The organism is Mesohalobacter halotolerans (assembly GCF_006120725.1).
In the GTDB taxonomy this organism is placed as follows: domain Bacteria; phylum Bacteroidota; class Bacteroidia; order Flavobacteriales; family Flavobacteriaceae; genus Psychroflexus; species Psychroflexus halotolerans.
Map to the genome: position 1 here is coordinate 547,713 of NZ_SWMU01000003.1, position 25,375 is coordinate 573,087.

The window sequence follows — 25,375 nt, forward strand, 5'->3', positions numbered from 1 at the left end:
TATGGAATCCAACCAAGCCGAACAAGACAAAGCGCAAGACCGAAAAGAAGAGAACGTAAAGAAAAGTTTTAAACAGTCCTACGGGAGTTTAAGGTCATATATATTGCACCTGCTCGATATCAGAAATGAAACAGATAGAGATTCTACCATGGAAGCTATCTTAAAAGATATTCCATTTAGGGGTCATAATGCGTGGATTTTAATTTTTTCAATCATTGTGGCTTCGGTAGGTCTGAATGTGAGTAGCACAGCTGTAGTCATTGGCGCGATGTTAATCTCGCCATTAATGGGACCTATTGTTGGCCTTGGGTTTTCTGTAGCCATTAACGATTTAGATACTTTAAAACGATCTTTAGTCAATTTGGCTGTGATGGTCGTTTTAAGTGTTTTTACCGCTTTTGTGTATTTTTCAGTATCACCCTTAACCGAATTGACACCTGAATTGGCGGCGAGAACATCACCGACTATTCTCGATGTTTTGGTTGCTATTTTTGGAGGACTTGCCCTCATCATCGCAAAAACCAAAAAAGGAACAATAGTTTCTGTAATTATGGGTGTTGCCATAGCTACTGCATTGATGCCGCCTCTGTGTACCGCAGGTTATGGACTCGCGGTTTGGGATTTAAGTATTTTTGGCGGTGCCATGTATCTGTTTTGTATCAATACTATTTTTATCGCCTTATCCACTTTCTTGGTGTCAAAAATATTACGCTTCCCCTTGGTACGCTATGCCAATTCTTTGAGGAGAAGACGTATCTCACAACTAGCCACTGTTATTGCTATTCTGGTTATGCTGCCAAGTGTATATTTATTTTATGTATTACTTAAAAAATCATACTTTGAAAAAAGCGCCAAAACCTTTGTTACTGAAGAATTAATGGTATACAAAGATGCCTATTTGCAAAAAAATACAACTAATATTGAATATTCTGAAGAAGGAAAATCACTCATTGAAGTATCGTTTTTAGGTAAAGAAATTCCAGCTGAAGTCATCAACTTATGGAAAGCTAAAATGAAAACCTATGAAAATTTAAAAGACACAAAACTCAGAATATTACAAAACAAAAATTCTGACAATTTCAATGAGTATAAATACATTAAGGAATTAAAGACCAGAGACTCACTTGAGCTTATCGCCAGTAGACAACAAATTCAATTTTTATCCAAAAGATTGGATTCGATAAGAAAATCCTCACGAAGGGCTAACGTCCCGTTTAAAGATATTGTCAAAGAAATTAAACTGAATTATGAGAAAGTGACTGATGTTGCTTTTGCAGAAATGTTTATTGCTAGAAATGATGTTTTGGACACCATACCTTCTTTTAGGTTAACCTGGGATGACAAAATTACGTTGGCTGATAAAAACACGTTTGAAAATCGACTCGCAAACTGGTTGGCTTACAAAATAAAGGCTAAAAAAGTTGATGTAAAAATAGAACCAACAGGGTTATTACGCGAAGAAAATCAGTAACCTTTTTGCTGCGCCACTCTTACTTTTCTAAATAGATTTGAAGAGTATACAAAATCGGTAACGGTTTTATTGTTAGTTTTATGTATCAAGTCTTTGTTGCCTTCCCAAGCGAGATGGCCACCCTCGAGATAAACTATTTTTTCGCCAATTTCAAATACCGAATTCATATCGTGGGTATTGATCACAGTTGTAATTTCAAATTCATGTGTAATTTCTTGAATTAAATTATCAATAACCGTCGCCGTTCTGGGGTCCAATCCGGAATTGGGTTCGTCACAAAACAAATATTTTGGTCGATTTACTATGGCTCTAGCAATAGAAACACGTTTCTGCATACCACCACTTATTTCTGATGGAAATTTATGATTGGCATTTGTTAAATTCACGCGCTTAAGCACTTCATTGACCCGGTCAAGCATTTCACTTTTTGTCGCTTTAGCAAACATACGTAATGGGAACATGACATTTTCTTCAACGGTCATAGAGTCGAATAGGGCGCCACCTTGAAACACCATCCCGATTTGTTTACGCAACTCACGTCTTTTTTTAGGTGTCAGTTCTTCGTAACTTTCTGAACCAAAACAAATATAACCCTCTTCAGGAGTAAATAGCCCTAGCATACATTTTAGAAAAACAGTTTTTCCTGAGCCGGACTGACCGATAATCAAGTTGGTTTGACCTTTTTCGAAAGTAGTGCTAATGCCTTTTAAAACATCTAGATCATCAAACGATTTATGTAAATTTTCTACTTTAATCATTAGCTTAATAGTAATTGAGTGATGATATAATTACATACAATAATGATGACACTCGTCCAAACAAAGGACGTCGTAGAAGCTTTACCAACTTCTAATGAACCACCTTTCATATAATAACCGTGAAAAGAAGGAACCGTGGCCAAAATAAAAGCAAAAATTATAGTTTTAATAAAGGCATAGACCAACTGAAACGTTACAAAATCTTCCTGAAGTCCTCTCAAAAACAAATCGCCATCTACAAAACCACCGAAAACACCAGCAGCATAAGCCCCTAAAATTCCAACAAACATAGAAATAGCAATGACAAAAGGATAAAACATCATGGCTACAACTTTTGGAAAAACGAGATAATTAAGGGAGTTAATTCCCATGATTTCTAGAGCATCAATCTGTTCTGTAACTCTCATCGTACCAATACTAGATGTAATATACGACCCTACCTTACCAGCCATAATGATAGACACAAACGTAGGTGAAAATTCTAAAATGATAGACTGTCGTGCCGCAAACCCTATTAAAGATTTTGGAATAAAGGGATTGTTTAAATTTAAGGCCGTTTGTATGGTAACCACTGCACCAATAAAAAACGAAATAAATACTACAATACCAAGAGACCTTACGGTGAGGTCATTCATTTCTTGAATAATCAGATTTCTCAAAACACTTCCTTTCGTAAAGCGTTTAAAGGTATCTTTTATCATGATAAAGTACTGACCTGTACTTGAAATGTAGTCCATGAAAAATATTTAAAGTTTAAAAATAGAAAAAAATATCAGCTTGTGATTTAACTTTAGGATAAACTTTTAAATCTACAATAATTGTAATTTTGAAGTCAATCAACATGAATTATGATTAAACCACTTTCTCTTCTGCTTATCATTTTTATTTCAAGTTTTTTAAACGCTCAAACTTCACCAGAAAACCCAAGATTAGTGATTGGTATTGTGGTTGATCAAATGCGATACGAATATCTGCATCGTTTTGAAAATCATTATTCTGACAATGGTTTTAAACGCTTGATAGAAGATGGCTTTTTTGCTAAAAACACCCATTTCAGCTATATTCCAACTTATACCGGACCCGGACATGCTTCAGTTTACACAGGAACGACTCCGGCCAACCATGGTATAATATCTAATAATTGGTATGATAAATTTAAGAACCAAAGCGTGTATTGTGTTCAAGACAACAAAGTCAATGCTGTTGGTGTAGATGGTAAGACTGGCCAAATGTCGCCACACCGGATGTTGACCACAAGTATTGCCGATCAAAACCGTCTCCATACGCAATTTAGAGGCAAAACTTTTGGGATTTCGATTAAAGATCGTGGTGCCATTTTACCTGCTGGCCATACGGCTAATGCAGCCTATTGGTTTGTAGGTGGTGATGAAGGGAAATTTATCACAAGCGATTTTTATCTTGACGAACTCCCTAAATGGGTGACAAAATTTAATAGAAAAACCAAACAGTATTTTAAGACTTGGGAAACTTTATATCCTATTGAAGAATACAGAGAAAGCGGAGACGATTTAAACGATTACGAATTTGGATTTAAAGGCCAATCTACAGCAACTTTTCCTTACAATTTAAAAAAATTAAAATCTGAAAATGGGAATTATGATATTCTAAAACCCACACCATTTGCCAATACCATGTTGACAGATTTTGCTGTGACACTAATTGAAAATGAAGAGTTAGGTCAAGATGGCAACGCAGATTTTTTAACCATAAGTTATTCAAGCACAGATTATGCAGGTCATAATTTTGGGGTGAATGCTAAGGAATTGCAAGATATGTATATCCGTTTAGATCAAAATATTGCAGATTTATTGAATTTTTTAGATCAAAATATCGGTAAGGACAACTACACTATATTTTTAACTTCAGATCACGGAGCTGTTCACGTGCCGAATTACTTAAAAGACAAAAATATTCCGGCGGGTTACTTTAATACTGATAAACTCAAAAAAGCAATCATGGATTTTGTGGAAGTGCAATTTGAAAGCTCTAAATTGATAGAAGGCTTTTCCAGTCAAAACATTTTTTTTGATTACGCTGAATTAGAAAAGCTTGATGTGGAAGCTGATGACTTACAAGAAGCCTTGTATTATTATCTTTTACAATATGATAAAATTGACAGAGTTTATACTCGTGATATGATCGAAAACTCTAATAGTTCAACGGCATTTTCACGTCATATTGCCAACGGTTTTCATCCTAAACGCAGTGGTGATGTCATTTATGTTTTAGAACCTTCTGTAATCTCCTATCCGCCAAAGGGTTCTACACATGGCAGCTATATGACTTATGACACGCAAGCCCCATTAATTTTTTACGGACAAGGTATCAATCAAGGACAATCTTACAAAGCTTATTTCATTAAAGATATCGCTCCTACTCTAGCGGCTTTACTCGATATTGCTCAACCAAACGGAACAACCGGTAAAGTTATTGGTGAGGCTTTAAAAAATTGATGTCATTGGTTCTGAATGTTTTTTAAAAATCCTCTTATTAAAGCTATTATTTTTATAGTTTTACAAAAAAGCGAATTATGGTGAAGTCAAAGTTTAGTCTACTATTTGTGGTATTTATTTCAATTGCTATAACAAGTTGTTCTGATGACGACAGTGTTCAAAACACAGTTTTAAATGTATCTGATATTGAAGGCAATTGGTCATTATTTCAAATCAATTCTACACCTGTTGTAGATTTAGAAGGTGATGCAAATACTAACCCTAATATCATGGCTCAAACTGACTGTTTTAATGGGATGAGTTTAAATTTTGGTACAAATGGTGTTTTGACCGTAGTGAGTTCTGAAATTACTTTTGATTCCAATGCTGACCCAAGTTTTGATTGTTCTCTTCGTACAGACGTTGGGAGTTATTCTATTTCCGGTAATGATTTAACCGTGACAATACCCATATCCGGAAATCAAGAGATACAAACAGTTGTTATCGATGTTCAAAACAACAATATATTAAGTTTTACACTAACCGAAAGTCAAGTCGCCCAATTTTTTAGTGTGCCATCTGGCGAGTCGTTTTCAACAATTACCGAATTGGAGTTTGTTTATGAGAAGTTTTAATGGGCTTCTAACCAGTTATATCCAACACCAACTTCAACATCTAAAGGTACTTTTAGTTTATAAGCATTTTCCATTTCGGATTTAATCATGGCTTGGAGCTCATTTAATTCAGACTTGTGGATATCAAAAATCAATTCGTCATGGATTTGAAGCAACATTTTAGATTTATACTGACCTTCTTTTAATTTATTGTGAATATTAATCATGGCCACTTTGATAATGTCTGCAGCACTGCCTTGAATTGGAGCATTCACTGCGTTTCTCTCAGCACCACTTCTCACCATTCGATTTGAGGCATTAATATCTTTGAGGTAGCGACGCCTGCCCATCACGGTTTTGACGTATTCGTTTTCTCGGGCAAATTCAACTTGTTTATCGATATAATCTCTCAGCTTCGGATAGGTTTTATAATAAGTTTCTATCAATTCTTTAGACTCAGATCGACTCAGGTTGGTCTGGTTGCTCAACCCAAAAGCTGATACACCGTATATAATTCCAAAATTGACGGTTTTGGCTTGGCTACGTTGTTCCCGAGTCACTTCATCGAGATTGATATCAAATATTTTTGCAGCCGTTGATGCGTGAATATCTTCGCCATCCTGAAAGGCTTTGATCATCGTTTCTTCTTCGCTTAAGGCTGCAATAATGCGTAGTTCTATTTGAGAATAGTCGGCTGCCAATAAAGTGTAATCCTGGTTTCTGGGCACAAAAGCTTTTCGCACCATTCGGCCACGCTCAGTTCTGATGGGAATATTTTGAAGATTGGGGTTGGTAGAACTCAATCGACCTGTAGCAGCAACAGTTTGCATAAATTCGGTATGGACGCGACCGGTTTTCTCATGAATTTGTTTTGGCAGTGCATCAACATAGGTGTTTTGTAGTTTGGTTAAACCACGCCAATCTAAAACATCTTGAGCAATCTGATGATCTTTAGCATGATAAGATAAAACATCTTCTGCTGTTGAATACTGACCCGATTTGGTTTTCTTTGGTTTTTTTGCAATTTTGAGTTTTCCAAACAAAACCTCACCAAGCTGTTTTGGCGAACCAATATTAAATTGTTCATCGGCTTGTTTATAAATGTTTTGTTCTAATGCTTCAATATCTTTATCCAATGATTTTGAAATATCTTTCAATACATTTTTATCCACTTTAATGCCTTCAATTTCCATGTCTGCTAAAACACGAATCAAAGGGATTTCTAGCTTATTGAACAAAGGTTGGTTGTGTGCTTCTTTTAATTCTTCTTCAAAAAAGTGTTTGAGTTGCAAAGTGATATCCGCATCTTCAACGGCATATTCAGTGATTTTTTCAAGTTCAACATCACGCATTGAGCCTTGATTTTTTCCTTTTTTACCTATAAGCGCTTCTATTGGCTTTGGGGAATAATTCAGGTAAGTTTCTGCCAAAACATCCATATTATGACGCATATCCGGGTTAATGATGTAGTGTGCCAACATGGTGTCAAATAATTGACCTTTGACGTCTACACCGTGATTTTTTAACACCTTTAAATCGTATTTTAAGTTTTGGCCAACCTTTTCTATTTCCTCATTTTCAAAAAAGGCTTTAAGTGTTTCTAAGCGCTTATCGCTTTCGGTTTCGTCTTTTGGAATAGGCACATAAAATCCTGAATGACTTTGCCAGGAAAACGCAATCCCAACCAATTCAGCATCTAAAGTGTTCAAACCTGTGGTTTCTGTATCGAAACAAACAGATTTTTGTTGGCTCATCTTTTCTATAAGAAGCTCAATAGCTTTTGTTGTATTTGCATATTGGTAATGGTGGTCAGTATTATCTAAAGATTTGTAACCTTGAAAATCTTCAGCTTTTACATCATCTTTACTCGTGTCATTTCCAAAAAGCGAGTATTGACCCGATCCCGGAGTTTGCTTGACGTCTTTGGTTTTGGGTTCGTCTGTATTTTCAGCACCTTCATTAAACATTTTAAGAAACTGCTCCGTTAAACGACGAAATTCTAAGTCTTTAAAAATATCGATAACTTTCTCGACATCAGGTTTACTCAGTTCGTATTGTTTAGCATTGAATTGCACATCACAGTCGGTAAAAATAGTCGCCAGTTTTTTAGACATTCGACCTTGTTCGGCATGGTTTTCTACTTTTTCTTTCATTTTGCCTTTGAGCTGATCAGTATTGTCCAGTAGGGCTTCCATACTGCCAAATTGTTTAATGAATTTTTTAGCGGTTTTGTCGCCAACACCTGGTAACCCTGGAATATTATCAGATGCATCACCCATCATGCCAAGATAGTCTATGACTTGTTCAGGTCGTTCTACACCAAAGCGTTTTTGGACTTCAGGAATACCCCAAATTTCGATGGCATTACCCATCCTGGCAGGGCGATACATAAAAATATTTTCACTGACCAATTGCCCAAAATCTTTATCTGGCGTGACCATAAAGGTTTTGTAATTTTCTTTTTCGGCTTGTTTGGCTAAAGTTCCAATGATATCGTCTGCCTCCATCCCTGAAATTTCAATCACAGGGATATGCATGGCTTTGAGAATGGCTTTTATGATAGGAATAGATTCTCTAATCACATCAGGGGTTTCGTCTCGGTTGGCTTTATAATCTTCGTAAATTTCAGTTCTTTCTGCACTGCCATCTTTATCAAAACACACGGCCAAATGATCTGGATTTTCACGCTTAATCACATCAAACAGAGAATTAGTAAAACCCATAATAGCTGAAGTGTCTTTACCCTTAGAATTTATTCGTGGGTTTTTTATCAAAGCATAATATCCTCTAAAAATTAAAGCATAGGCATCGAGTAGAAAAAGTCGTTTTTGATCTGGCATTGTTTTAATTTATGATTTGTGATTGTTGATTTGTGGTTATGGCTTTAAATACTAATTTTTTAAGTCGTTTTTTAACGGTTTTTGAACTTGAAACAAAAATAGCAACTAACTCATTTGCTTCTTGAATTAATTTTTTAACTTCAAAGTCTTCGATAATGAGATGGTGTTCATCAATCATTTCAGGCCAAAATTGGGTCTCGTCTGCTTCCTCTAAAACTATACCCATTTTAAAATTAAAATCCTTATCGCTTTTTGCACTACATGTCGCTCTGTAATTTGAAGCTACTGATTTTGAAGCTCTTATAATCTGTTCCGAAATAGTTCTACCAATATGGGCATTTGGCAATTTTTCAGCTAATTTTATAATTGCGATAGCAAAGGCTTTAGTTCTGTTTTTTAATTCGCTCACTCTCATTGTATACTAGTAATTCATTCTAAGATCATCATTATAAAATCATCAATTCTAAATAAATTTGAGTAAAAATACTAAAAGGAAGTTAACTTGTGGGTGACGATAATTTGATATTTTTGCACTTTTAAAATATATTCATGCTGAAAGCCAATTTTAAGCCTTACAAGTTAATTTTCAAACAAGCCAGCGGAACGTCTCGCGGCGTTTTAAGAGAGAAAAAAACCTATTTTTTAATCCTTGAAGATGGTCAAAACAAAGGCATTGGTGAGTGCGGACTTTTTGAGGCTTTAAGCTACGATGACCGGCCGGACTACGAAGATAAACTTAGCTGGGTTTGTGAGCATATTGAATTGGGTTTAGATGAATTACTAAAAAAAACCATTGACTTCCCTTCTATTCAATTTGGCTTAGAAATAGCGTTCTTGTCACTTCAAGCCAAAGACAATTTTGAGTTGTTTCCTTCAAAATTTACTCAAGGTCAAGACAAAATTCCAATCAACGGCTTAATTTGGATGGGTGAGAAGTCGTTTATGAAATCACAGGTTGAAGACAAAATTCAACAAGGCTTTCGCTGTGTAAAGCTCAAAATTGGCGCTATTGATTTTGAAGAAGAGCTCAATTTGCTTAAATATATTCGCAAAGAGTTTTCAGCAAAAGACATCGAACTTCGCGTGGATGCTAATGGTGCTTTTGAGCCGCATCTAGCTTTAGAAAAATTAAAGCGCCTGAGTGAATATGATTTGCACAGCATTGAACAGCCTATCAAACAAGGACAATGGGAGGCAATGGCTGAATTATGTAAAAAAACCCCTTTAGATATTGCCCTTGATGAAGAATTAATAGGTGTGCAACATGTAACAAAACGACAAAACCTCATACAAACTATACAACCGCAATATATTATTTTAAAACCCAGTTTGGTTGGCGGAATAGAACAGAGTAAAATGTGGATGACAATAGCAGAACAACATCAAATTGGTTATTGGATGACCAGCGCTTTAGAAAGTAATATTGGTCTTAATGCCATAGCACAATTTACTTACAGCTTGGGTTTGAAGCGACCACAAGGTTTGGGTACAGGCAGTTTGTTTACCAACAACGTTAAAAGTCCTTTGGAAGTTAAAGCCGAATATTTAACCTACAATCCTAAAAAGAATTGGGGTGATTTGAATGAGATATTGAAATGAGATTTTTAGAAAAAAACTACCCCACTAACAACTAAGAACTAAGAACTAAGAACTAAGAACTAAAAACTAAGAACTAAGAACTAAGAACTCAGAATTAAAAACTAAGAACTAAGAACTAAGAACTAAAATATGAAAGGAATTATAGAACAAGCCTTTAAAGGTAATACAGATTGGTGGCGATATATAGTAGGTTTCTTTGTCATATTTTTCATTTGGCAGATAGGGTCAAGTATTCAAGGAATTTTTGTTTATTTAAAGCTGGTCCAAGAGGGTTTAAAAGCAGATGAAATACTTGCAAAACTTTCTGATATGGAAGTATTGATGACTACATTAGAGTCAAATTTTAATTTTTTCTTACTACTACTCGGTTTTGTATTTGGTTTTGGTGGAGTCGTTGTAGTAATAAAACTGCTTCACAACTTACAATTAAAACAACTTATTACTTCTCGTACTCATATCGATTGGAAACGTATCGGTTTAAGCTTTGGGGTAATAGCTGGCCTTTTGATATTATCTGTTTTGTTAGACTACAAATTATCACCTACAGATTATCAATTGAACTTCAAACTTCAAAGGTTTTTAATTTTAGCTTTAATAGGCATTGTGATGGTGCCAATTCAAACTACATTTGAAGAGCTCTTATTTCGCGGCTATTTAATGCAAGGATTTGGTAGCATTTTTAAAAGTCGTGCTGTAGCCTTAATCTTGACTTCTGTTTTATTTGGTGGCTTACACGTTTTTAATCCTGAAGTGGCCAAATTAGGATACCAAGCGCTCATTGTCTATATTAGTACTGGGTTTTTCTTGGGGATTGTCACATTAATGGATGAAGGTCTTGAGCTAGCTATTGGCTTTCACGCTGGCAACAACCTTATAACAGCTTTACTTGTTACAGCAGACTGGACGGCCTTTAAAACCCATTCTGTTTTCAGGTATCTTGGTGAGCCTTCATTAGTGAGTGATGTTTATATTCCTGTTTTAATTTTTTATCCCATATTAATTTTAATTTTTTCTGGTATTTACAAATGGAAAAACTGGAAACAAAAACTCTTTGGAAAAATAGAGCAAACCAAATGAAGTTTAACCCAAATTTAATAAGGGATTTAAGATTTTCGTAACTAAAGTATTAGATATTTATTAAATTTACATTATAGATATTTTAAGTATCACAACTTATATTTTATTGCGTTTAATAAATTTTAAATATGGCAAAGCAAGAATTTGAAATTCATCCCTGCTTCAAATTAAATGGTACGCATTTTTCAAGAATGCATCTACACAAGGTTGCTTACAGCTTTATTAAAGAAGGGCAACCTTATGAAGAACGTGTAGGGAATTTTCTATTAGATTGGCTTAACGACGATTACGATGATATTAAGGTAAGAACATCAGGGTCTACGGGTAAACCTAAAGTGATTTTTATTGATAAGCAAAAAATGGTTAATTCTGCATTGGCAACAGGTAAGTATTTCAAAGTCAAAGAAGAAACTAAAGCATTAATGTGTTTACCACCTAAACATATTGGCGGAATGATGATGATGGTCCGTGCAATGACTTTAGGATGGCACTTAGATATTGTCAAGCCAAGCTCTAACCCACTGGATAAGCTCTACAAAACTTACGATTTTTGTGCCATGACACCGTTCCAACTTGATAACTCTTTAAGTCGACTCCATTTAATTAAAAAGCTTATTGTTGGTGGTGGGCATATTTCAGAAAATCTTAAACAAATGGTTCAAGGCATACCAACCAAGGTTTACGAAACTTTTGGTATGACTGAAACAGTCTCTCACATTGCAGCGCGAAAAGTCAATAATCGCAAGTCTAACAAAACCGAACCTAAGCCTTTTAAGACTTTACCCAAAATATCTGTAGCCTCAGATGAACATAATCAGCTTATCATTAAAGCGCCAAAATTATTAGATGAGCCTTTATTAACAAACGACATTGTTAAAATAGAAACCTATAAAAAATTCTATTGGAAAGGTCGAGCCGACAATGTTATAAACTCTGGTGGTGTCAAGATTCACCCGGAAGAAGTAGAGAAAAAACTTCAAAAATTCATTACACAACGCTTTTTTCTTAGTGCAATGCCTGATAACAGTTTAGGGGAAAAAGTTGTCCTGTTTGTGGAACTCCCTTTTTCTGAAAAAACAATTAATGATTTGACAGAAGCCATTGAAAAAATGGAAGAACTAGACAAATATGAAAAACCAAAGAAAATATACTTGGTAGAAAAATTTGAAGAAACCCCAAGCGGTAAAGTCAATAGAAAACGCACGATAAGTGCTAAAATGAAATGAGAATGATTTTAGATTTTAGATTTTAGATTTTAGATTTTAGATTTTAGATTTTAGATTTTAGATTTTAGATTTTAGAAAGTTTATTAAAGCTTTTTAATTAGCAAACTTTACATCTATGTAAAACTGTTTTTCATCAATTTCTATCACTTGTTCGGGTTCAATTTTTAAAGCTTTCCAAGTTTCAGCTTCAGGATAAATCCATTTAGTATTTTTACCTATTTTTAATTCTACAGGCATATCAAAATCTTTTACATTGACATCCCATTTATATTTAACCTTGTTGCTTTGTGGGTCTGATTTAAAAACCAATTCAGGTATAGCTTTGTGATATAGATACTGCTTAAAAAATGCGGTCAAATCTTTGTTGAGTGACTGACTAAAAAATCGAACGACTTCCTTTGTCGTGGTTGTTTTATAGGCAAACTCTTGATTAAAATCTTTTAGTGTTTTCCACCACAAATCATCATCTCCTAATAGAGTTCGAAGTGTATTAATCATATTACTGCCTTTGGCATACATATCTGATGAACCTTCATGATTAACCCCGTATTCTCCTACTAATGCACGATTATTTGATATCATTCGCCGTTGACCATAAATATAGTCTAATGCCGCTTTTTTGCCGTATTCGCATTCCACAAAAATAGACTCGGCGTAAGTCGTGAAGCCTTCGTGAATCCATAAATCTGCAATATCTTTTACGGATATACTGTTCCCAAACCATTCGTGTGCTGATTCATGTATGATGAGATAATCAAATTTGAGACCATAACCTGTACCAGATAAATCTCCACCCATATAACCATTTAAATACTTATTGCCGTAAGCTACCGCACTTTGGTGTTCCATCCCGAGATATGGGGTTTCTACTAGCTTAAAACTGTCGTTTTTAAACGGGTATTCACCTAATTTGTCATAAAAACAAGACATCATGGGTTTTACTTGCTCAAAGTGTTTTTTTGCTTTATCTAAGTTATCACGTAAAACATAATATTCAAGATCTAAATCTTGAAATTGATCTGAAAAATGCACATAATCTCCAACGTTTAAAGTGATATTGTAATTGTTGATAGGATATGTCACTTGCCAATGAAACGTTTTTAGATTACTATCTTGATTTTGTATTTGATTAACTAATCTACCATTTGAAACAGCCGTCAGATTTTCAGGCACTGTAATTTTGATTTCTGCTGAGTCAGTTTCATCACTCAAGTGATCTTTGTTTGGATACCATAAACTTGCACCTGTGCCTTGAACAGCAACAGCTATCCATGGTTTTCCGTTATTATCTTTTTCAAAGACAAAACCGCCATCCCAAGGTGGATTTTTGGCAATAGTGGGTTTTCCGTGATAATAAAATTTCAATTCATGAATAGTATCATTTTTTAATTGATTTTTAAAATCTATAAAAACAGCATTGTATTCTCTGTTGTATTTTAAATGTTCTCCTTGAAAAACTATAGAATCGATAGTCATGTTTTCAAACAAATCTAATTGCATCAGATCTTGATTCATTAAGACTTTAAATTTGATGGTATTATAACCTGAGATTTTTTTTGTTTTTGGGTCAACATTTATACTAAGACTGTATTTAAGCATATCAAAGGCTGTTCGCTCAGGTCTTAAACTGCCGCGTAAAGTATCTGCTTTGGTATATTTGTTATTTTGATTAAGTAATTGCGCAGACAGGTTTAAGCTTATAAATACTATAAAAGCGGTAAAAATTAACTTCATGTAATAATTTTGAAAATGTAAATTTAAAAGAAGAGTTTGAAACCAATCTTTTTTTATAAAAAAATCTGCAAAACTAAATGTCTTGCAGATTTCTTTCAGTTATAATAAAACCACCTTATTGATTATACTTCAAATCAAATCTATCCAGATTCATCACTTTAGACCAAGCTTTGACAAAATCATTTATAAACTTTTCTTTGGCATTATCAGCTGCATAAACTTCAGCTAAAGCTCTTAGTTCTGAGTTTGAGCCAAAAATCAAATCTACTCTAGAAGCGGTCCATTTTTTATTGTCTGTTCCTCTTTCGAAACCATCAAAATACTTACGTTTAGGTGTTTTTGGTTTCCACTCGTATTCCATGCTCAATAAATTTTTAAAGAAACTATTATCTAGAGTTCCAGGCGTATTAGTTAATATACCCAAATTAGAATCATCATAGTTGGCATCTAAAGCTCTCATTCCTCCAACTAAAACAGTCATTTCTGGTGGTGTAAGTGTTAAAAGCTGTGATTTGTCAACTAGAAGTTGCTCAGGAGACAACGTATAATCTGTTTTCATATAGTTCCTGAAGCCATCAGCCATAGGTTCTAACACTGCCATACCTTCAATATCTGTTTGTTCTTGGCTAGCATCAGCTCTTCCAGGATTAAATGGCACTGTAATATCGTAGCCAGCTTTTTCAGCAGCTTTTTCAATGGCTGCATTTCCACCTAAAACAATTAGGTCTGCCATAGATACTTTTTTAGAACCTGATTTAGAATTGAATTCAGTTTGAATCTGCTTATAAACTTTAAGGATATCCTGAAGTTGCGCTGGTTTATTAGATTCCCAATTTACTTGAGGTTCGAGTCTTATTCGACCTCCATTTGCGCCTCCTTTTCTATCTGAGTCTCTATAGGTCGAAGCTGAAGCCCAAGCGGTTTTAACAAGATCACCTATTGAAAAATTAGTTTTTAAAATTTGTGCTTTAAGTTTTTCAACATCAGAATTTGTAATTAAATTGTAATCAACTTCTGGGATAGGATCTTGCCATATGAATTCTTCTTGTGGCACTTCAGGTCCTATATAAGTTGATTTCGGACCCATGTCTCTATGTGTTAACTTAAACCAAGCTTTGGCGAATGCCTCTTCAAATTCTTCAGGATTTTCGTAAAAACGCTTAGAGATTTTTCTATAGGCAGGGTCTTCAATCATTGATAAATCGGTTACTAACATTGTCGGTTTGTGCGATTTACTATCATCAAAAGCATCAGGATACATTTTTTCTGGATTTACAGCCTGAAATTGATGAGCTCCACCAGGACTTTTAACAAGTTCCCATTCGTTTTCGAATAAACTTTTGAAGTAGCCATGATTCCACTGAGTTGGAGTAAGTGTCCAAGTAACTTCAAGACCTGATGTGATAGCATCTGGTCCTTTTCCTGACTTGTAAGTGCTTTCCCAACCAAATCCTTGTTTTTCAATATTTGAAGCTTCAGGATTCTTTCCTAAATATTTACCAGGTGCAGCACCATGAGTTTTTCCTAACGTGTGTCCACCTGCTATTAATGCAACCGTTTCTTCATCATTCATTCCCATTCTACCAAAAGTTTCTCTAATATTATGAGCGGCTAATTTTGGATCAGGGTTACCATTTGGTCCTTCTGGATTGACATAAATTAAACCCATTTGAACAGCTGCCAAAGGCTTTTCTAAATTACCTTCTTCATCATATCGTTTATTGTTTGCTAACCATTCGGTTTCAGAGCCCCAATATACATCACTAGCTGGTTCCCAAACATCTACTCTACCGCCAGAAAACCCTATGGTTTCAAAACCCATAGACTCATATGCCACATTACCTGCAAGAATCATAAGGTCGGCCCACGATATTTGATTGCCATATTTTTGCTTGACAGGCCAAAGTAAGCGTCTGGATTTATCTAAATTGGCATTATCAGGCCAGCTATTGATTGGAGCAAATCTTTGCTGACCAGCTCTAGATCCGCCTCGTCCATCACCCGTTCTGTATGTTCCAGCGCTATGCCATGCCATCCTGATGAATAAACCACCATAATTACCAAAATCTGCTGGCCACCAATCTTTTGAATCGGTCATTACCTTTTCAATATCGTTTTTCAATGCCTCGTAGTCAAGCTTAGAAAATTCTTCGCGATAATTAAATTCCTGACCCATAGGATCTGACATACCTGAGTTTTGCCTCAAAACATCAAGATCAAGTTTATTGGGCCAAAAGTCTTTTGAACCAGTCTTTTTCTCAACATCGTTGGTTGATGCAGTCATCTTATCAAATCCAAAAGGACATCCACCTTCAGATTCGCTATTCTCTCCTAACATATCATTATTCTTGTTGCTACAAGAACTTATGACTATTGTAATAAAAACTAAAAGAATTTTAAATTTCATAATATGTGAATTTTTAATAACCAAATTTAAGTCATTACTTTTATCAAAAATTAAATTTTAAGAGTTTGTGTTGATAATGTCATAAGTATTTTTTATAAAAGAAAAAATACTTTAAGCGTAGCTTAAAATATTTTTACATTTTAATTATGAATAAAGTAATATACATATTATACATTTTCACTTTTATATCTTGTTACCAATCGAATACATATACTGGTTTTGTTTATGATGAAAATAAAAAAGCTCTTGAATATGTTAAGATACAAATTGTAGGTTCCGACATTTATACCTATACTGACCAAAACGGTTTTTTCAGCATAGATCATAAAAACAGAGGTAAAGAAATATTAATTTTAAAGTCAGGTTATGAAATGCAGTTTTATACACCTGAATCTTCAAAAGAAAAGATTAACCTGGTTTTAAAAGTTAAAGAAGACGAATAATTTACTTTCCAACAGGTATGATTGAAGTTTGCCTTCCGTTAACATATCGAAAACCATTTTCTCCCCAAAATCCTGCTTCTTCTAACATTACTCGAATATCTCTTTTCCACTCTTCAATATAAACTTTGGTATTCAGTTCAATCGCATAAACCGTATTTTCTTTTAAGGGGTAATCTCCAGTAACAGGAACACCATCTTGAGCATCCCACATTCCAAATGTTGTGCCTGCGGAATGACCGTAAGTTCCTAACGGATGCGAATAAATTGCTGGTCTCAATCCTTCGGATTTTCCTTGTTTTAATGATGATTTTAAAACCTCGTTTCCCGTTCTGCCTGTTTTAAACTTTGAAGTAAAAATATCTTGAATACGATTTCCTTTCTTTAAAGCATTGACTAAGAATTCAGGGACTTGAGTTTCGTTTGGTTTGAGAACGTATGACAATTGCTGGCAGTCTGTATTTAGGCGAAGATAGGTTATACCAAAATCGCAATGCAATAAATCACCAGGTAAGATGACCATATCTGCAGGTCTATCGGAAAAAGCATACAAATGGTTTTTTAAATCTTCTGCTGATCGTTGAACGTCAACAGTAGGATGAAACCAAGATTCTAAGCCTAAAGCTGTAACTTTATCGCGCATCCACCATTCTAAATCAGTCTTTGTTGTAACACCTGGAGTAATTGATTTATGAGAAAAGGCCTCAGCATTGATGTTATGAGTTATAGCAACAAGTTTATCATAAATTACCATTTCTTTAGCTGTGCGCGTTTCAATCCAAGATATTGATAAACTTTCAGCCGATTTAACTCTGTTTTTATATTGGCTTGGTAAATAACTCATAAACTCTTCATAGTCTGTTTTTGCAATACCATCGCAAATATTGAAGCTTTCAGAATAATTTAATGCAATAGTTTTAGGGTTTCTTTCTTCTATGATTTGCATTAATCGACTCCACTGATCGGGTTCTTTTTCCTTATTCCAAGCTGAGACAATATTTTCACCAAAATTATAGCGGGTCACTGCTATTTTTTCTAGGATGTTATTTATTTGATCTCTATAAAATACTAAAATGGTTCTACGTCTTGCGTTGAGCCATGTTGATGGCAACATAGTCTTTAAAACGGGATCTTCGTTGTATTCTCTTGAAATAAGTATCCACATGTCTACATTGTTGTTATCCATAAGCTTTGGAAGCAAATTATCAAAACGATCTTTCAGAATATCATCCATAACTTGGGCACGTTTTTGTTCTGATAGAATATCTTGAGCTTCTGATTGAAAAAAAGCTAAGCAAAAAACAAAGAGATATTTCATAAACAATACAGATTTATGTCCACAAATTTACACTTATAATCCTAATTAAAAATAAAATGAAAACTTTAGAAAAAGACATCAATCGTAAGAAAAGTATTCGATAAGAAGTCTATATTTGTGATTGACGTATAAACTTATAATTTAAACAACTGTTTTGCGTTTAACCTATAAACCTTAATTTTATGTTGAGATTTTTTTACAGTTTAATTTTCATTTACTTTGGTCTTTTTGCGATGAATGCTCAGCAGAGTCTGGGCTATCAGTCAGTTTTGGGCACGTATCAACAAGCCATTCAGTTATATCAAAACCACCAATACGAAGCTGCAAAATCACTCTTTGAAGTTGTAAAAAACAAAGCCGAAAGTCAAGAAATAAAAACAAATACTGCCTATTATCTAGCCAATACTTCAATTCGCTTAAACGAACCCAACGCCCAACAAAAGATCGAAGATTTTGTAAGAGATTACCCAACTAGTCCAAAACGGAATCAAGCCTATTTGGATGTTGCGGAGTATTATTTTGATTATGGGAATTATAATCAGGCATTGTCTTGGTTTAAAAAAGTGAACACCTCTAGTTTTTCTTACAATCAATTGGAGCAATATCAGTTTCAATACGGCTATACTTTATTTAAAACCAACAATTACAAGCAAGCTAAATCGTATTTTGAAAACCTGAGAACATCTGCAAAATATGGTGCTGATGCCAAGTATTATATTGGCTACATGGCTTACAAAGAAGACCGCTACGACGAAGCAACAACACTTTTTGAAGAAGTTCAGCAACAAGGTTCGCAACGCGAATTGTCTTATTTTATGAGTGATATGAATTTTAAATTGGGAAATTTTGAAAAAGCCATTGAACTCGGTTTAGAAAAATTACCGAAATCTAATCGCCAAGAACGCTCACAACTCTATAAAATTATTGGGGAAAGTTATTTTAACCTCAAACAATACGACAAAGCCTTACCATACTTAAAAGAATATCAAGGTCAACGTGGTAAATGGAACAACACCGATTATTATCAACTCGGTTATGCTTATTACAAAGAAGGTAAATACGATAAAGCTATTGCTGAATTCAACAAAATCATAGATGGTGAAAATGCTGTAGCTCAAAATGCTTATTACCACTTGGCACAAGCTTATATCAAAAGCGATAAAAAACCTCAAGCCCTCAACGCCTTCAAAAATGCGATGGAGATGGATTTTGACAAAACCATTAAAGAAGATGCCTTTTTAAACTATGCCAAATTAAGTTACGATATCGGTAATAGCTATGAGAGTGTTCCTGTAGTTTTAAACAGGTTTTTAGAAACTTACCCTGACGCCGATGAGACCCAAACGATTAAAAACCTATTGGTTAACTCTTATTTGACTTCAAAAAATTACAAAGAAGCCATAGATTTACTGGACAATAGCAAGCTGTACGAAGACAAAATCATATGGCAAAAAGCCAATTACTATTACGCCATTGAATTTTTTAGAACTGCAGAATATCCTAAAGCCCTCAATTATTTTAACCAATCTTTATCTCAACCTTTAGATAAAAAAATCACAGCAAAAGCCACATATTGGAAAGCTGAAACCCATTACAATTTAAGTCAATATGAAGAGGCTCTAATAGGGTTTAAAACTTTTGAAACTTTACCTAATGCCAGAGAAGTCATTGAATTTAAGCAAGTTGATTACGACATTGCATATGCTTATTTTAAAACTAAGACTTATGAAAAAGCAAAGTCCCATTTTAAAATAGCGGTAATAGATTTAAAAAATCAGGATAAACTCTTTGATGCCTTCGTAAGATTAGGCGACACCTATTTTGTCACCAATGATTACTGGTCGGCTATGGAAAATTATAATACTGCGCTTAAAATGCCAGGCTATAATAAAGAATATGTGGCATACCAAAAAGCCATCAGCTATGGTTTTGTCAATAAAAATGAAACTAAAATCAAAGAACTAGAAAATTACGTCTCCAATTTTAAGTCTTCTGTTTATCTCGATGATGCCTATTATCAACTGGGTAATACTTACATTGCTGAAAACAACAATGTTAAAGGACTTCAAGCCTACCAAAATTTGATGACCAAACGCCCGCAAAGTCCCTTTGTACCAAAAGCTTTATCAAAAATTGGACTCGTGTATTACAACACCAATCAAAATGAGAGTGCATTAGGGACTCTAAAAAACTTAGTTTCAGATTATCCTGCAACAGAAGAGGCTCAACAGGCTGTACAAACTGTTAGGTTAATCTATGTTGATCAGCAGCAACCTGAAGCTTATGCCAATTGGGTCAAAGGCTTAGATTTTATCAATGTCACCGACGCAGATATAGACAATACCACCTACGAAGCCGCAGAAAACAAGTTTATCGACAACAAGACCGAGGCAGCTATCAAAGGCTTTGAAAACTATTTAAAACAATTCCCTAAAGGAATTCACGCTTTAAAAGCGCATTTTTACCTCGCTCAACTCTATTACAATAAAAGTGAATTTGAAAATAGTTTACCGCATTACAAATTTGTTGCAGAAGCTTCAAAATCTGAGTTCTTAGAAGAAGCTTTGCGTAAGTTGTCACAAATTTATCTCGAAGGTGAAAATTATAGCGAAGCCATAGAATATCTGAGCAAATTAGAAACAGAAGCCAATTTTACTGAAAATAAAGTCTTTGCACAGACCAATTTAATGAAAGCCCACTACGAACTTGAAAATTATAAAAAAACACTCAATTATGCTGATACTGTTTTAAAAATACAGACTATAGACGATCAGATTAAAAGTGATGCCTATATCTTTCGAGCGCGCTCTGCCATTGCAATCAATGATGAAGAACTCGCTGAAACCGCTTATCAAAATGTAGAAAAGGTGGCAGAAGGTCAACGTATGGCAGAAGCTTTGTATTATAAAGCCTATTTCTTAAATCAGTCCGGCGAGTATGAAAAATCAAATCAAGTGATTCAAAATAAGCTTGCTAAAAACTATTCTAGGTACAGAGAGTTTGGTGTCAAGGCATTAATCATTATGGCTAAAAATTATTATGCTCTTGATGATGCCTATCAGGCGAATTATATTTTAGAATCGGTTATTAAAAATTATAGTGATAAGTTTCCTGAAATTGCTCAACAAGCTCAGAAAGAACTAGATATTTTAAAAGCTAAAGAAGCTAAAACCAACGCTTCTGTTGATCAATCAAAAAAACAAATTAAAGCACAAGACAGTCTCAAAAACTGATAAAGTATTTGTATTTCGATATATTTTATAACTGCCACACTACAAGCTTTACTTTTTGTTATGCTTTCCTACTCATAATGAGTGTCTGAAACCCACAACTTTACTTATATTTGCTTTCTATCAAAATATTTTAATATGGCTTTATTAGACAATAAAAACACACTAATTACTGGTGCAAGCCGTGGTATAGGCCGTGGAATTGCCTTGCACTTTGCCAAGCAAGGTTCTAACGTGGCATTTACATATAATTCATCAGCCGGACCTGCTGAAGAGTTGGTTAAAATTTTAGAAGCAGAAGGTGTCAAAGCAAAAGCTTATCAGTCTGATGCAGCAGATTTTGACCAAGCCCAAAATTTAGTCAAAACAGTTTTAGAAGATTTTGGTCAAATCGATGTTTTAATCAATAATGCCGGCATTACTAAAGACAACTTGATGATGCGAATGAGTGAAGACGATTTTAACAAAGTGATAAAAGTTAACCTTAACTCTGTTTTTAACTTAACCAAAGCCATTTTGAGACCAATGCTTAAACAAAGACACGGTAGTATTATCAATATCAGCTCTGTAGTTGGGGTCAAAGGTAATGCCGGACAAGGCAACTACGCTGCATCAAAAGCCGGCGTAATTGGGTTCTCAAAATCTATGGCATTAGAATTGGGTTCTAGAAATATTAGAACCAATGTGATTGCACCCGGATTTATAGAAACCGAAATGACCGAAAAATTAGATGAGAAAACCGTCGAAGGCTGGCGACAAGCTATTCCATTAAAACGCGGTGGAACACCAGAAGATGTTGCCAATGCTTGTATTTTTCTCGCGAGTGATATGAGTGCCTACATCACGGGACAAACCCTGAATGTTGATGGCGGAATGCTCACCTAAACGACAATTTTAAGGTTCTGGTTTTGAATTTTTGTGTATGGATGAATTTGATGTGTTGTGGATAATTTTAATTGTTATTTTAAGCCTTGGACTAACTTGGTTTCAATATCAAAATCAATTTAAAGGACAGTTTAAAAGAGCTTTTATATTTGCATTTCCAAGATTTTTAGCCTATTTGTGTTTAGGTATATTATTGCTTAATCCACAAATTAAACAAACGACTTATTTTACAGAAAAACCAAACTTGGTGATTGGCTTAGACAATTCAATGTCAATCGCACAATTGATCGATACTGCAAGTTATAAGTCAAATCTTTTAAAATGGATAAATGATAAAGAAATAGCCGATGGGTTTAATATTCAACGCTACCAATTTGGTGAGAATTATGCCACATTTGAGCGTCTGAATTTCATAGACAAGCAGTCTAATATCAGTGGATTTATCCGACAAATGTCTAATATTTATCGGTCTAACAATTCGCATATTGTATTATTTACCGATGGACAACAAACGCTGGGTCAAGATTATCTTTACACCACTAAGTCATCACAACAAAACCTAATTCCAGTTGTTGTAGGTGATACTACCAATTATACAGATTTGAAAATTGACCGCATCAATGCCAATCGTTATGCGTTTCTCAACAATCAATTTCCCATAGAAGTTTTTTTAAGTTCAAATACAGAAAAAGAGGTCAATACAGAGTTTGTGTTAAAACGTCAAAACAAAGTCATTGCTCGAAAATCAGTTTCCTTTAGCGAAGATATTAAAGCTCAGAACTTTAAAATTTATCTTAAAGCTAATCAATTTGGGGTAAACACCATCACAGCTGAGCTAAAACCGGTTAATGAGAAAAATACGCAAAACAATATCCAGCAATTTGCCGTAGAAGTGATTGATGAACGCACAAAAATATTATTGCTTTATAATACACTTCATCCGGACTTAGGCCTATTGAAAAAAAGTATAGAGTCCAATCAACAACACCAAGTCAAACTTCAAAATATCAGCGATTTGAATGAAGATTTAGCAACTTTTAATTTGGTTATATTTTATCAACCTGAAGCTAATTTTCAAGAGATATTTAAGACTGTTCAATCTCAAAATTTGAGCTATATCGTGATTGGTGGCACCCAAACCGATTACAGTGTTTTGAATCGAAGTCAACCTTATTTCAAAAAAACCTTATCTCGAGCCACTGAAGATTATTATCCTAAATTAAATCCAAGCTACAGCAGCTACCAAGTTGAAGATATTGGCTTTGCCAATTTCCCACCCTTAAAAAACACATTTGGTGATATTGAAATGACTTCTGAAAGCGATATTTTACTCATCCAAAATATCAATGGCATTTCTACTCAACAACCCCTGTTGATGACCGTTTCGGAAAACAATCAAAAGTCTGCGTTTCTGTTTGGCGAAAATATATGGCGTTGGCGAATGTATTCATTTATTGATCAAGGCGATTTTAAAGCTTTTGATCGTTTTATAGATCAACTGGTTCAATTTGTAAGTTCTCAAACCACAAAAAGTCGTTTGGTTACAGATGTGGAGTCCTTTTACAATCAAGGAGAAAACAGTAACATTAGTGTTCAGTATTTTGACAAAAACTACAATTTTGATCCTGATCAAAAAATCAATCTTCAAGTCACCAATACCACATCACAAGAAAAATACTCCTATACTTTTGTTTTAAAGAACCAAAATTACAAGACTAAAATCAACGATTTACCAGCAGGTGAATACAATTATAAAATTAATGTAGAAAAACAAAACATCTCTGAAAGCGGTCAATTTACGGTCATAGATTTTGTCTTAGAACAACAATTTTACCGTGCTAATGTAGAAAAGCTACAACAGTTATCAGACACCTTGTTTTATGCAAATCAGCTCGACAAACTTAAAACCTATTTAACAACACAACAAAAGTTTAAACCACTCCAAAAATCCTTAGAAAAAAAAGAATCTTTAATCGAATGGTGGATGTTGTTCATTTTAATAATCGTATTTTTGGGAATTGAGTGGTTTAGTAGAAAATACCACGGATTAATTTAAAAATTTATAAAAATTATGGAAAAACTATCAAAATCAGTTGTTGCCATTATCATTGTAGTGATTGTTGGCATCATTATCTTGGCTAATACAATAGTGACTATTGGATCGGGAGAAGCTGGTGTTCTCTTTCAACCGCTTGGAGACGGTGTCGTCACAGACGAACCGCCTATGGGTGAGGGCTTTCATATCGTAGCACCTTGGAACAGTGTCTTTGTTTACAACGTCAGACAACAATCCATAGACGAAAAAATGACAGTTTTATCATCAAATGGTTTAGATATTAAATTGGATGCTACGATTTGGTTTCAACCCCAATATGACGAACTAGGTATGTTGCACCAACAACGTGGTGAAGATTATCTAGAGCTATTGATAAAACCCGCTGTTCGCTCAGCAACAAGATCGGTTGTAGGCCGATATAAGCCAGAGGAACTCTATGCTCAAAAGCGAGAAAGCATTCAGAAAGAAATGCTAGAAGAAACCATTGCGTTACTAGGCAATCAATATGTCCAAGTCAACGAAATATTGGTCAGAGATGTATCGCTTCCTCCAAAGATTAAAGATGCGATTGAACGTAAGCTAAGACAAGAGCAAGAATCTTTAGAATACGAGTTTAGACTGGAAAAAGCTGAAAAAGAAAAAGAAAGACAACGTATTGAAGCTGAAGGTAAAGCTGCAGCTAACCGTATTTTAAGTGCCTCATTAACCGATAAGATTTTGCAAGAAAAAGGCATTCAAGCCACTGTTGAATTATCAAAATCTAGTAACTCTAAAGTGATTGTGATTGGTTCTGGTGACGAAGGTATGCCTATTATTTTGGGTAATAATTAAATTCTCTAAATATTAATGTTATATAAAGTGAGTTGAAATAAAAAATCAACTCACTTTTTTATGCATTGATCTCAAAAGAATTTATTAAATAGCCAGTATGTAGAGTAACCAAGCTAAATGAATAAAAATGACATTATAAACAATTCCAACAAGAGCCGGAAATATCATATAAAGTTGATTAACGAATTGTGCGAAGTTAAAAGCTTCGCGCAGTAAGATGTTTGTAGGTAAACCGATTGATTTTGAAAACAACAAATTACACTACATTTCCTAATTATCTGTTAGCACTGCATAAAATTTAAAATATATATTTACATTTGTATTGTGATAATACAATGGCAACATTTTCATAACTATTTTCGCGCTGTCAAGCGGTAGTTGTGTGATGCCTAAACATATACAACCCGTTTGATTAATCAAGCGGGTTTTTTTATTT

The 25,375-nt window shown here is 34.5% G+C and carries 18 protein-coding genes; 11 read left to right on the forward strand and 7 right to left on the reverse strand.

Annotated features, from left to right (window positions below; genetic code table 11):
- The first annotated feature begins 1 nt into the window (after position 1).
- Entirely contained in the window at positions 2-1,471 is a 1,470-nt protein-coding gene (locus FCN74_RS09585; RefSeq protein WP_138932362.1) for a DUF389 domain-containing protein, read from the forward strand.
- On the opposite strand, the gene FCN74_RS09590 is transcribed toward FCN74_RS09585, so the two are convergent.
- A complete protein-coding gene (locus FCN74_RS09590; protein ID WP_138932363.1) occupies positions 1,465-2,229 on the reverse strand; it encodes an ABC transporter ATP-binding protein in 765 nt (254 codons plus the stop codon). The genes FCN74_RS09585 and FCN74_RS09590 overlap by 7 nt on opposite strands.
- Positions 2,229-2,966 carry an MlaE family ABC transporter permease gene (locus FCN74_RS09595; RefSeq protein WP_138932364.1) on the reverse strand — a complete coding sequence of 246 codons (738 nt, stop codon included), beginning with the start codon at positions 2,964-2,966 and terminating at the stop codon, positions 2,229-2,231. The genes FCN74_RS09590 and FCN74_RS09595 overlap by 1 nt, the downstream gene beginning before the upstream one ends.
- Before the next feature lie 111 nt (positions 2,967-3,077).
- Between FCN74_RS09595 and pafA the strand changes: the two genes are divergently transcribed.
- Together pafA and FCN74_RS09605 are read left to right on the forward strand one after the other, a co-directional pair.
- The gene (pafA, locus tag FCN74_RS09600) at positions 3,078-4,703 is read left to right on the forward strand and encodes an alkaline phosphatase PafA (RefSeq protein WP_138932365.1); all 1,626 of its coding nucleotides are present in this window, start codon (positions 3,078-3,080) and stop codon (positions 4,701-4,703) included.
- A 77-nt stretch (positions 4,704-4,780) separates the two neighbouring features.
- Positions 4,781-5,317 carry a lipocalin family protein gene (locus FCN74_RS09605; RefSeq protein WP_138932366.1) on the forward strand — a complete coding sequence of 179 codons (537 nt, stop codon included), beginning with the start codon at positions 4,781-4,783 and terminating at the stop codon, positions 5,315-5,317.
- On the opposite strand, the gene polA is transcribed toward FCN74_RS09605, so the two are convergent.
- Together polA and FCN74_RS09615 are read right to left on the reverse strand one after the other, a co-directional pair.
- A complete protein-coding gene (polA, locus tag FCN74_RS09610) occupies positions 5,314-8,136 on the reverse strand; it encodes a DNA polymerase I (protein WP_138932367.1) in 2,823 nt (940 codons plus the stop codon). The genes FCN74_RS09605 and polA overlap by 4 nt on opposite strands.
- Positions 8,137-8,140: 4 nt before the next feature.
- Entirely contained in the window at positions 8,141-8,551 is a 411-nt protein-coding gene (locus FCN74_RS09615) for a four helix bundle protein (protein WP_138932368.1), read from the reverse strand.
- A 137-nt stretch (positions 8,552-8,688) separates the two neighbouring features.
- On the opposite strand from FCN74_RS09615, the gene FCN74_RS09620 reads away from it, so the two are divergent.
- The 3 genes from FCN74_RS09620 (at position 8,689) to FCN74_RS09630 (ending at position 12,038) form a co-directional block, all read left to right on the forward strand.
- A complete protein-coding gene (locus tag FCN74_RS09620; RefSeq protein ID WP_138932423.1) occupies positions 8,689-9,735 on the forward strand; it encodes an o-succinylbenzoate synthase in 1,047 nt (348 codons plus the stop codon).
- Positions 9,736-9,864: 129 nt separating this feature from the next.
- Positions 9,865-10,812: a CPBP family intramembrane glutamic endopeptidase gene (locus tag FCN74_RS09625; RefSeq protein WP_138932369.1), complete on the forward strand. Its 948-nt coding sequence runs from the start codon at positions 9,865-9,867 to the stop codon at positions 10,810-10,812.
- A gap of 128 nt (positions 10,813-10,940) precedes the next feature.
- Positions 10,941-12,038, forward strand: a complete 1,098-nt coding sequence (locus FCN74_RS09630; RefSeq protein WP_138932370.1) for an AMP-binding protein — start codon at positions 10,941-10,943, stop codon at positions 12,036-12,038.
- 93 nt (positions 12,039-12,131) lie between these two features.
- Here the strand turns inward: FCN74_RS09630 and FCN74_RS09635 are convergent, their stop codons facing one another.
- Together FCN74_RS09635 and katG are read right to left on the reverse strand one after the other, a co-directional pair.
- Positions 12,132-13,772, reverse strand: coding sequence for a M1 family metallopeptidase (locus tag FCN74_RS09635; protein WP_138932371.1), 1,641 nt, complete (start codon positions 13,770-13,772; stop codon positions 12,132-12,134).
- A gap of 115 nt (positions 13,773-13,887) precedes the next feature.
- On the reverse strand, positions 13,888-16,179 hold the full coding sequence (gene katG, locus FCN74_RS09640) for a catalase/peroxidase HPI (protein WP_138932372.1): 2,292 nt from the start codon (positions 16,177-16,179) through the stop codon (positions 13,888-13,890).
- Positions 16,180-16,325: 146 nt separating this feature from the next.
- On the opposite strand from katG, the gene FCN74_RS09645 reads away from it, so the two are divergent.
- A complete protein-coding gene (locus FCN74_RS09645; protein ID WP_138932373.1) occupies positions 16,326-16,622 on the forward strand; it encodes a carboxypeptidase-like regulatory domain-containing protein in 297 nt (98 codons plus the stop codon).
- A 1-nt stretch (position 16,623) separates the two neighbouring features.
- On the opposite strand, the gene FCN74_RS09650 is transcribed toward FCN74_RS09645, so the two are convergent.
- Entirely contained in the window at positions 16,624-17,937 is a 1,314-nt protein-coding gene (locus FCN74_RS09650) for a M24 family metallopeptidase (RefSeq protein ID WP_138932374.1), read from the reverse strand.
- A gap of 182 nt (positions 17,938-18,119) precedes the next feature.
- On the opposite strand from FCN74_RS09650, the gene FCN74_RS09655 reads away from it, so the two are divergent.
- From FCN74_RS09655 to FCN74_RS09670, 4 genes are all read left to right on the forward strand, one after another.
- Positions 18,120-21,170 carry a tetratricopeptide repeat protein gene (locus tag FCN74_RS09655; RefSeq protein ID WP_171047158.1) on the forward strand — a complete coding sequence of 1,017 codons (3,051 nt, stop codon included), beginning with the start codon at positions 18,120-18,122 and terminating at the stop codon, positions 21,168-21,170.
- Positions 21,171-21,305: 135 nt separating this feature from the next.
- A complete protein-coding gene (gene fabG, locus FCN74_RS09660; RefSeq protein ID WP_138932375.1) occupies positions 21,306-22,052 on the forward strand; it encodes a 3-oxoacyl-[acyl-carrier-protein] reductase in 747 nt (248 codons plus the stop codon).
- A gap of 37 nt (positions 22,053-22,089) precedes the next feature.
- The gene (locus FCN74_RS09665) at positions 22,090-24,108 is read left to right on the forward strand and encodes a vWA domain-containing protein (protein WP_138932376.1); all 2,019 of its coding nucleotides are present in this window, start codon (positions 22,090-22,092) and stop codon (positions 24,106-24,108) included.
- Positions 24,109-24,123: 15 nt separating this feature from the next.
- The gene (locus FCN74_RS09670; RefSeq protein WP_138932377.1) at positions 24,124-24,939 is read left to right on the forward strand and encodes a prohibitin family protein; all 816 of its coding nucleotides are present in this window, start codon (positions 24,124-24,126) and stop codon (positions 24,937-24,939) included.
- Positions 24,940-25,375 lie beyond the last annotated feature (436 nt).

Excerpts from the sequence above, each read along its gene's own strand:
- katG (WP_138932372.1), bottom strand. The coding sequence starts at position 16,179 with ATGAAATTTAAAATTCTTTTAGTTTTTATTACAATAGTCATAAGTTCT.
- FCN74_RS09670 (WP_138932377.1), top strand. The coding sequence starts at position 24,124 with ATGGAAAAACTATCAAAATCAGTTGTTGCCATTATCATTGTAGTGATT.
- pafA (WP_138932365.1), top strand. The coding sequence starts at position 3,078 with ATGATTAAACCACTTTCTCTTCTGCTTATCATTTTTATTTCAAGTTTT.
- FCN74_RS09625 (WP_138932369.1), top strand. The coding sequence starts at position 9,865 with ATGAAAGGAATTATAGAACAAGCCTTTAAAGGTAATACAGATTGGTGG.
- FCN74_RS09595 (WP_138932364.1), bottom strand. The coding sequence starts at position 2,966 with ATGGACTACATTTCAAGTACAGGTCAGTACTTTATCATGATAAAAGAT.
- FCN74_RS09645 (WP_138932373.1), top strand. The coding sequence starts at position 16,326 with ATGAATAAAGTAATATACATATTATACATTTTCACTTTTATATCTTGT.
- FCN74_RS09590 (WP_138932363.1), bottom strand. The coding sequence starts at position 2,229 with ATGATTAAAGTAGAAAATTTACATAAATCGTTTGATGATCTAGATGTT.
- FCN74_RS09655 (WP_171047158.1), top strand. The coding sequence starts at position 18,120 with ATGTTGAGATTTTTTTACAGTTTAATTTTCATTTACTTTGGTCTTTTT.
- fabG (WP_138932375.1), top strand. The coding sequence starts at position 21,306 with ATGGCTTTATTAGACAATAAAAACACACTAATTACTGGTGCAAGCCGT.
- FCN74_RS09615 (WP_138932368.1), bottom strand. The coding sequence starts at position 8,551 with ATGAGAGTGAGCGAATTAAAAAACAGAACTAAAGCCTTTGCTATCGCA.
- polA (WP_138932367.1), bottom strand. The coding sequence starts at position 8,136 with ATGCCAGATCAAAAACGACTTTTTCTACTCGATGCCTATGCTTTAATT.
- FCN74_RS09665 (WP_138932376.1), top strand. The coding sequence starts at position 22,090 with ATGGATGAATTTGATGTGTTGTGGATAATTTTAATTGTTATTTTAAGC.
- FCN74_RS09605 (WP_138932366.1), top strand. The coding sequence starts at position 4,781 with ATGGTGAAGTCAAAGTTTAGTCTACTATTTGTGGTATTTATTTCAATT.
- FCN74_RS09650 (WP_138932374.1), bottom strand. The coding sequence starts at position 17,937 with ATGAAATATCTCTTTGTTTTTTGCTTAGCTTTTTTTCAATCAGAAGCT.
- FCN74_RS09635 (WP_138932371.1), bottom strand. The coding sequence starts at position 13,772 with ATGAAGTTAATTTTTACCGCTTTTATAGTATTTATAAGCTTAAACCTG.
- FCN74_RS09585 (WP_138932362.1), top strand. The coding sequence starts at position 2 with ATGGAATCCAACCAAGCCGAACAAGACAAAGCGCAAGACCGAAAAGAA.
- FCN74_RS09630 (WP_138932370.1), top strand. The coding sequence starts at position 10,941 with ATGGCAAAGCAAGAATTTGAAATTCATCCCTGCTTCAAATTAAATGGT.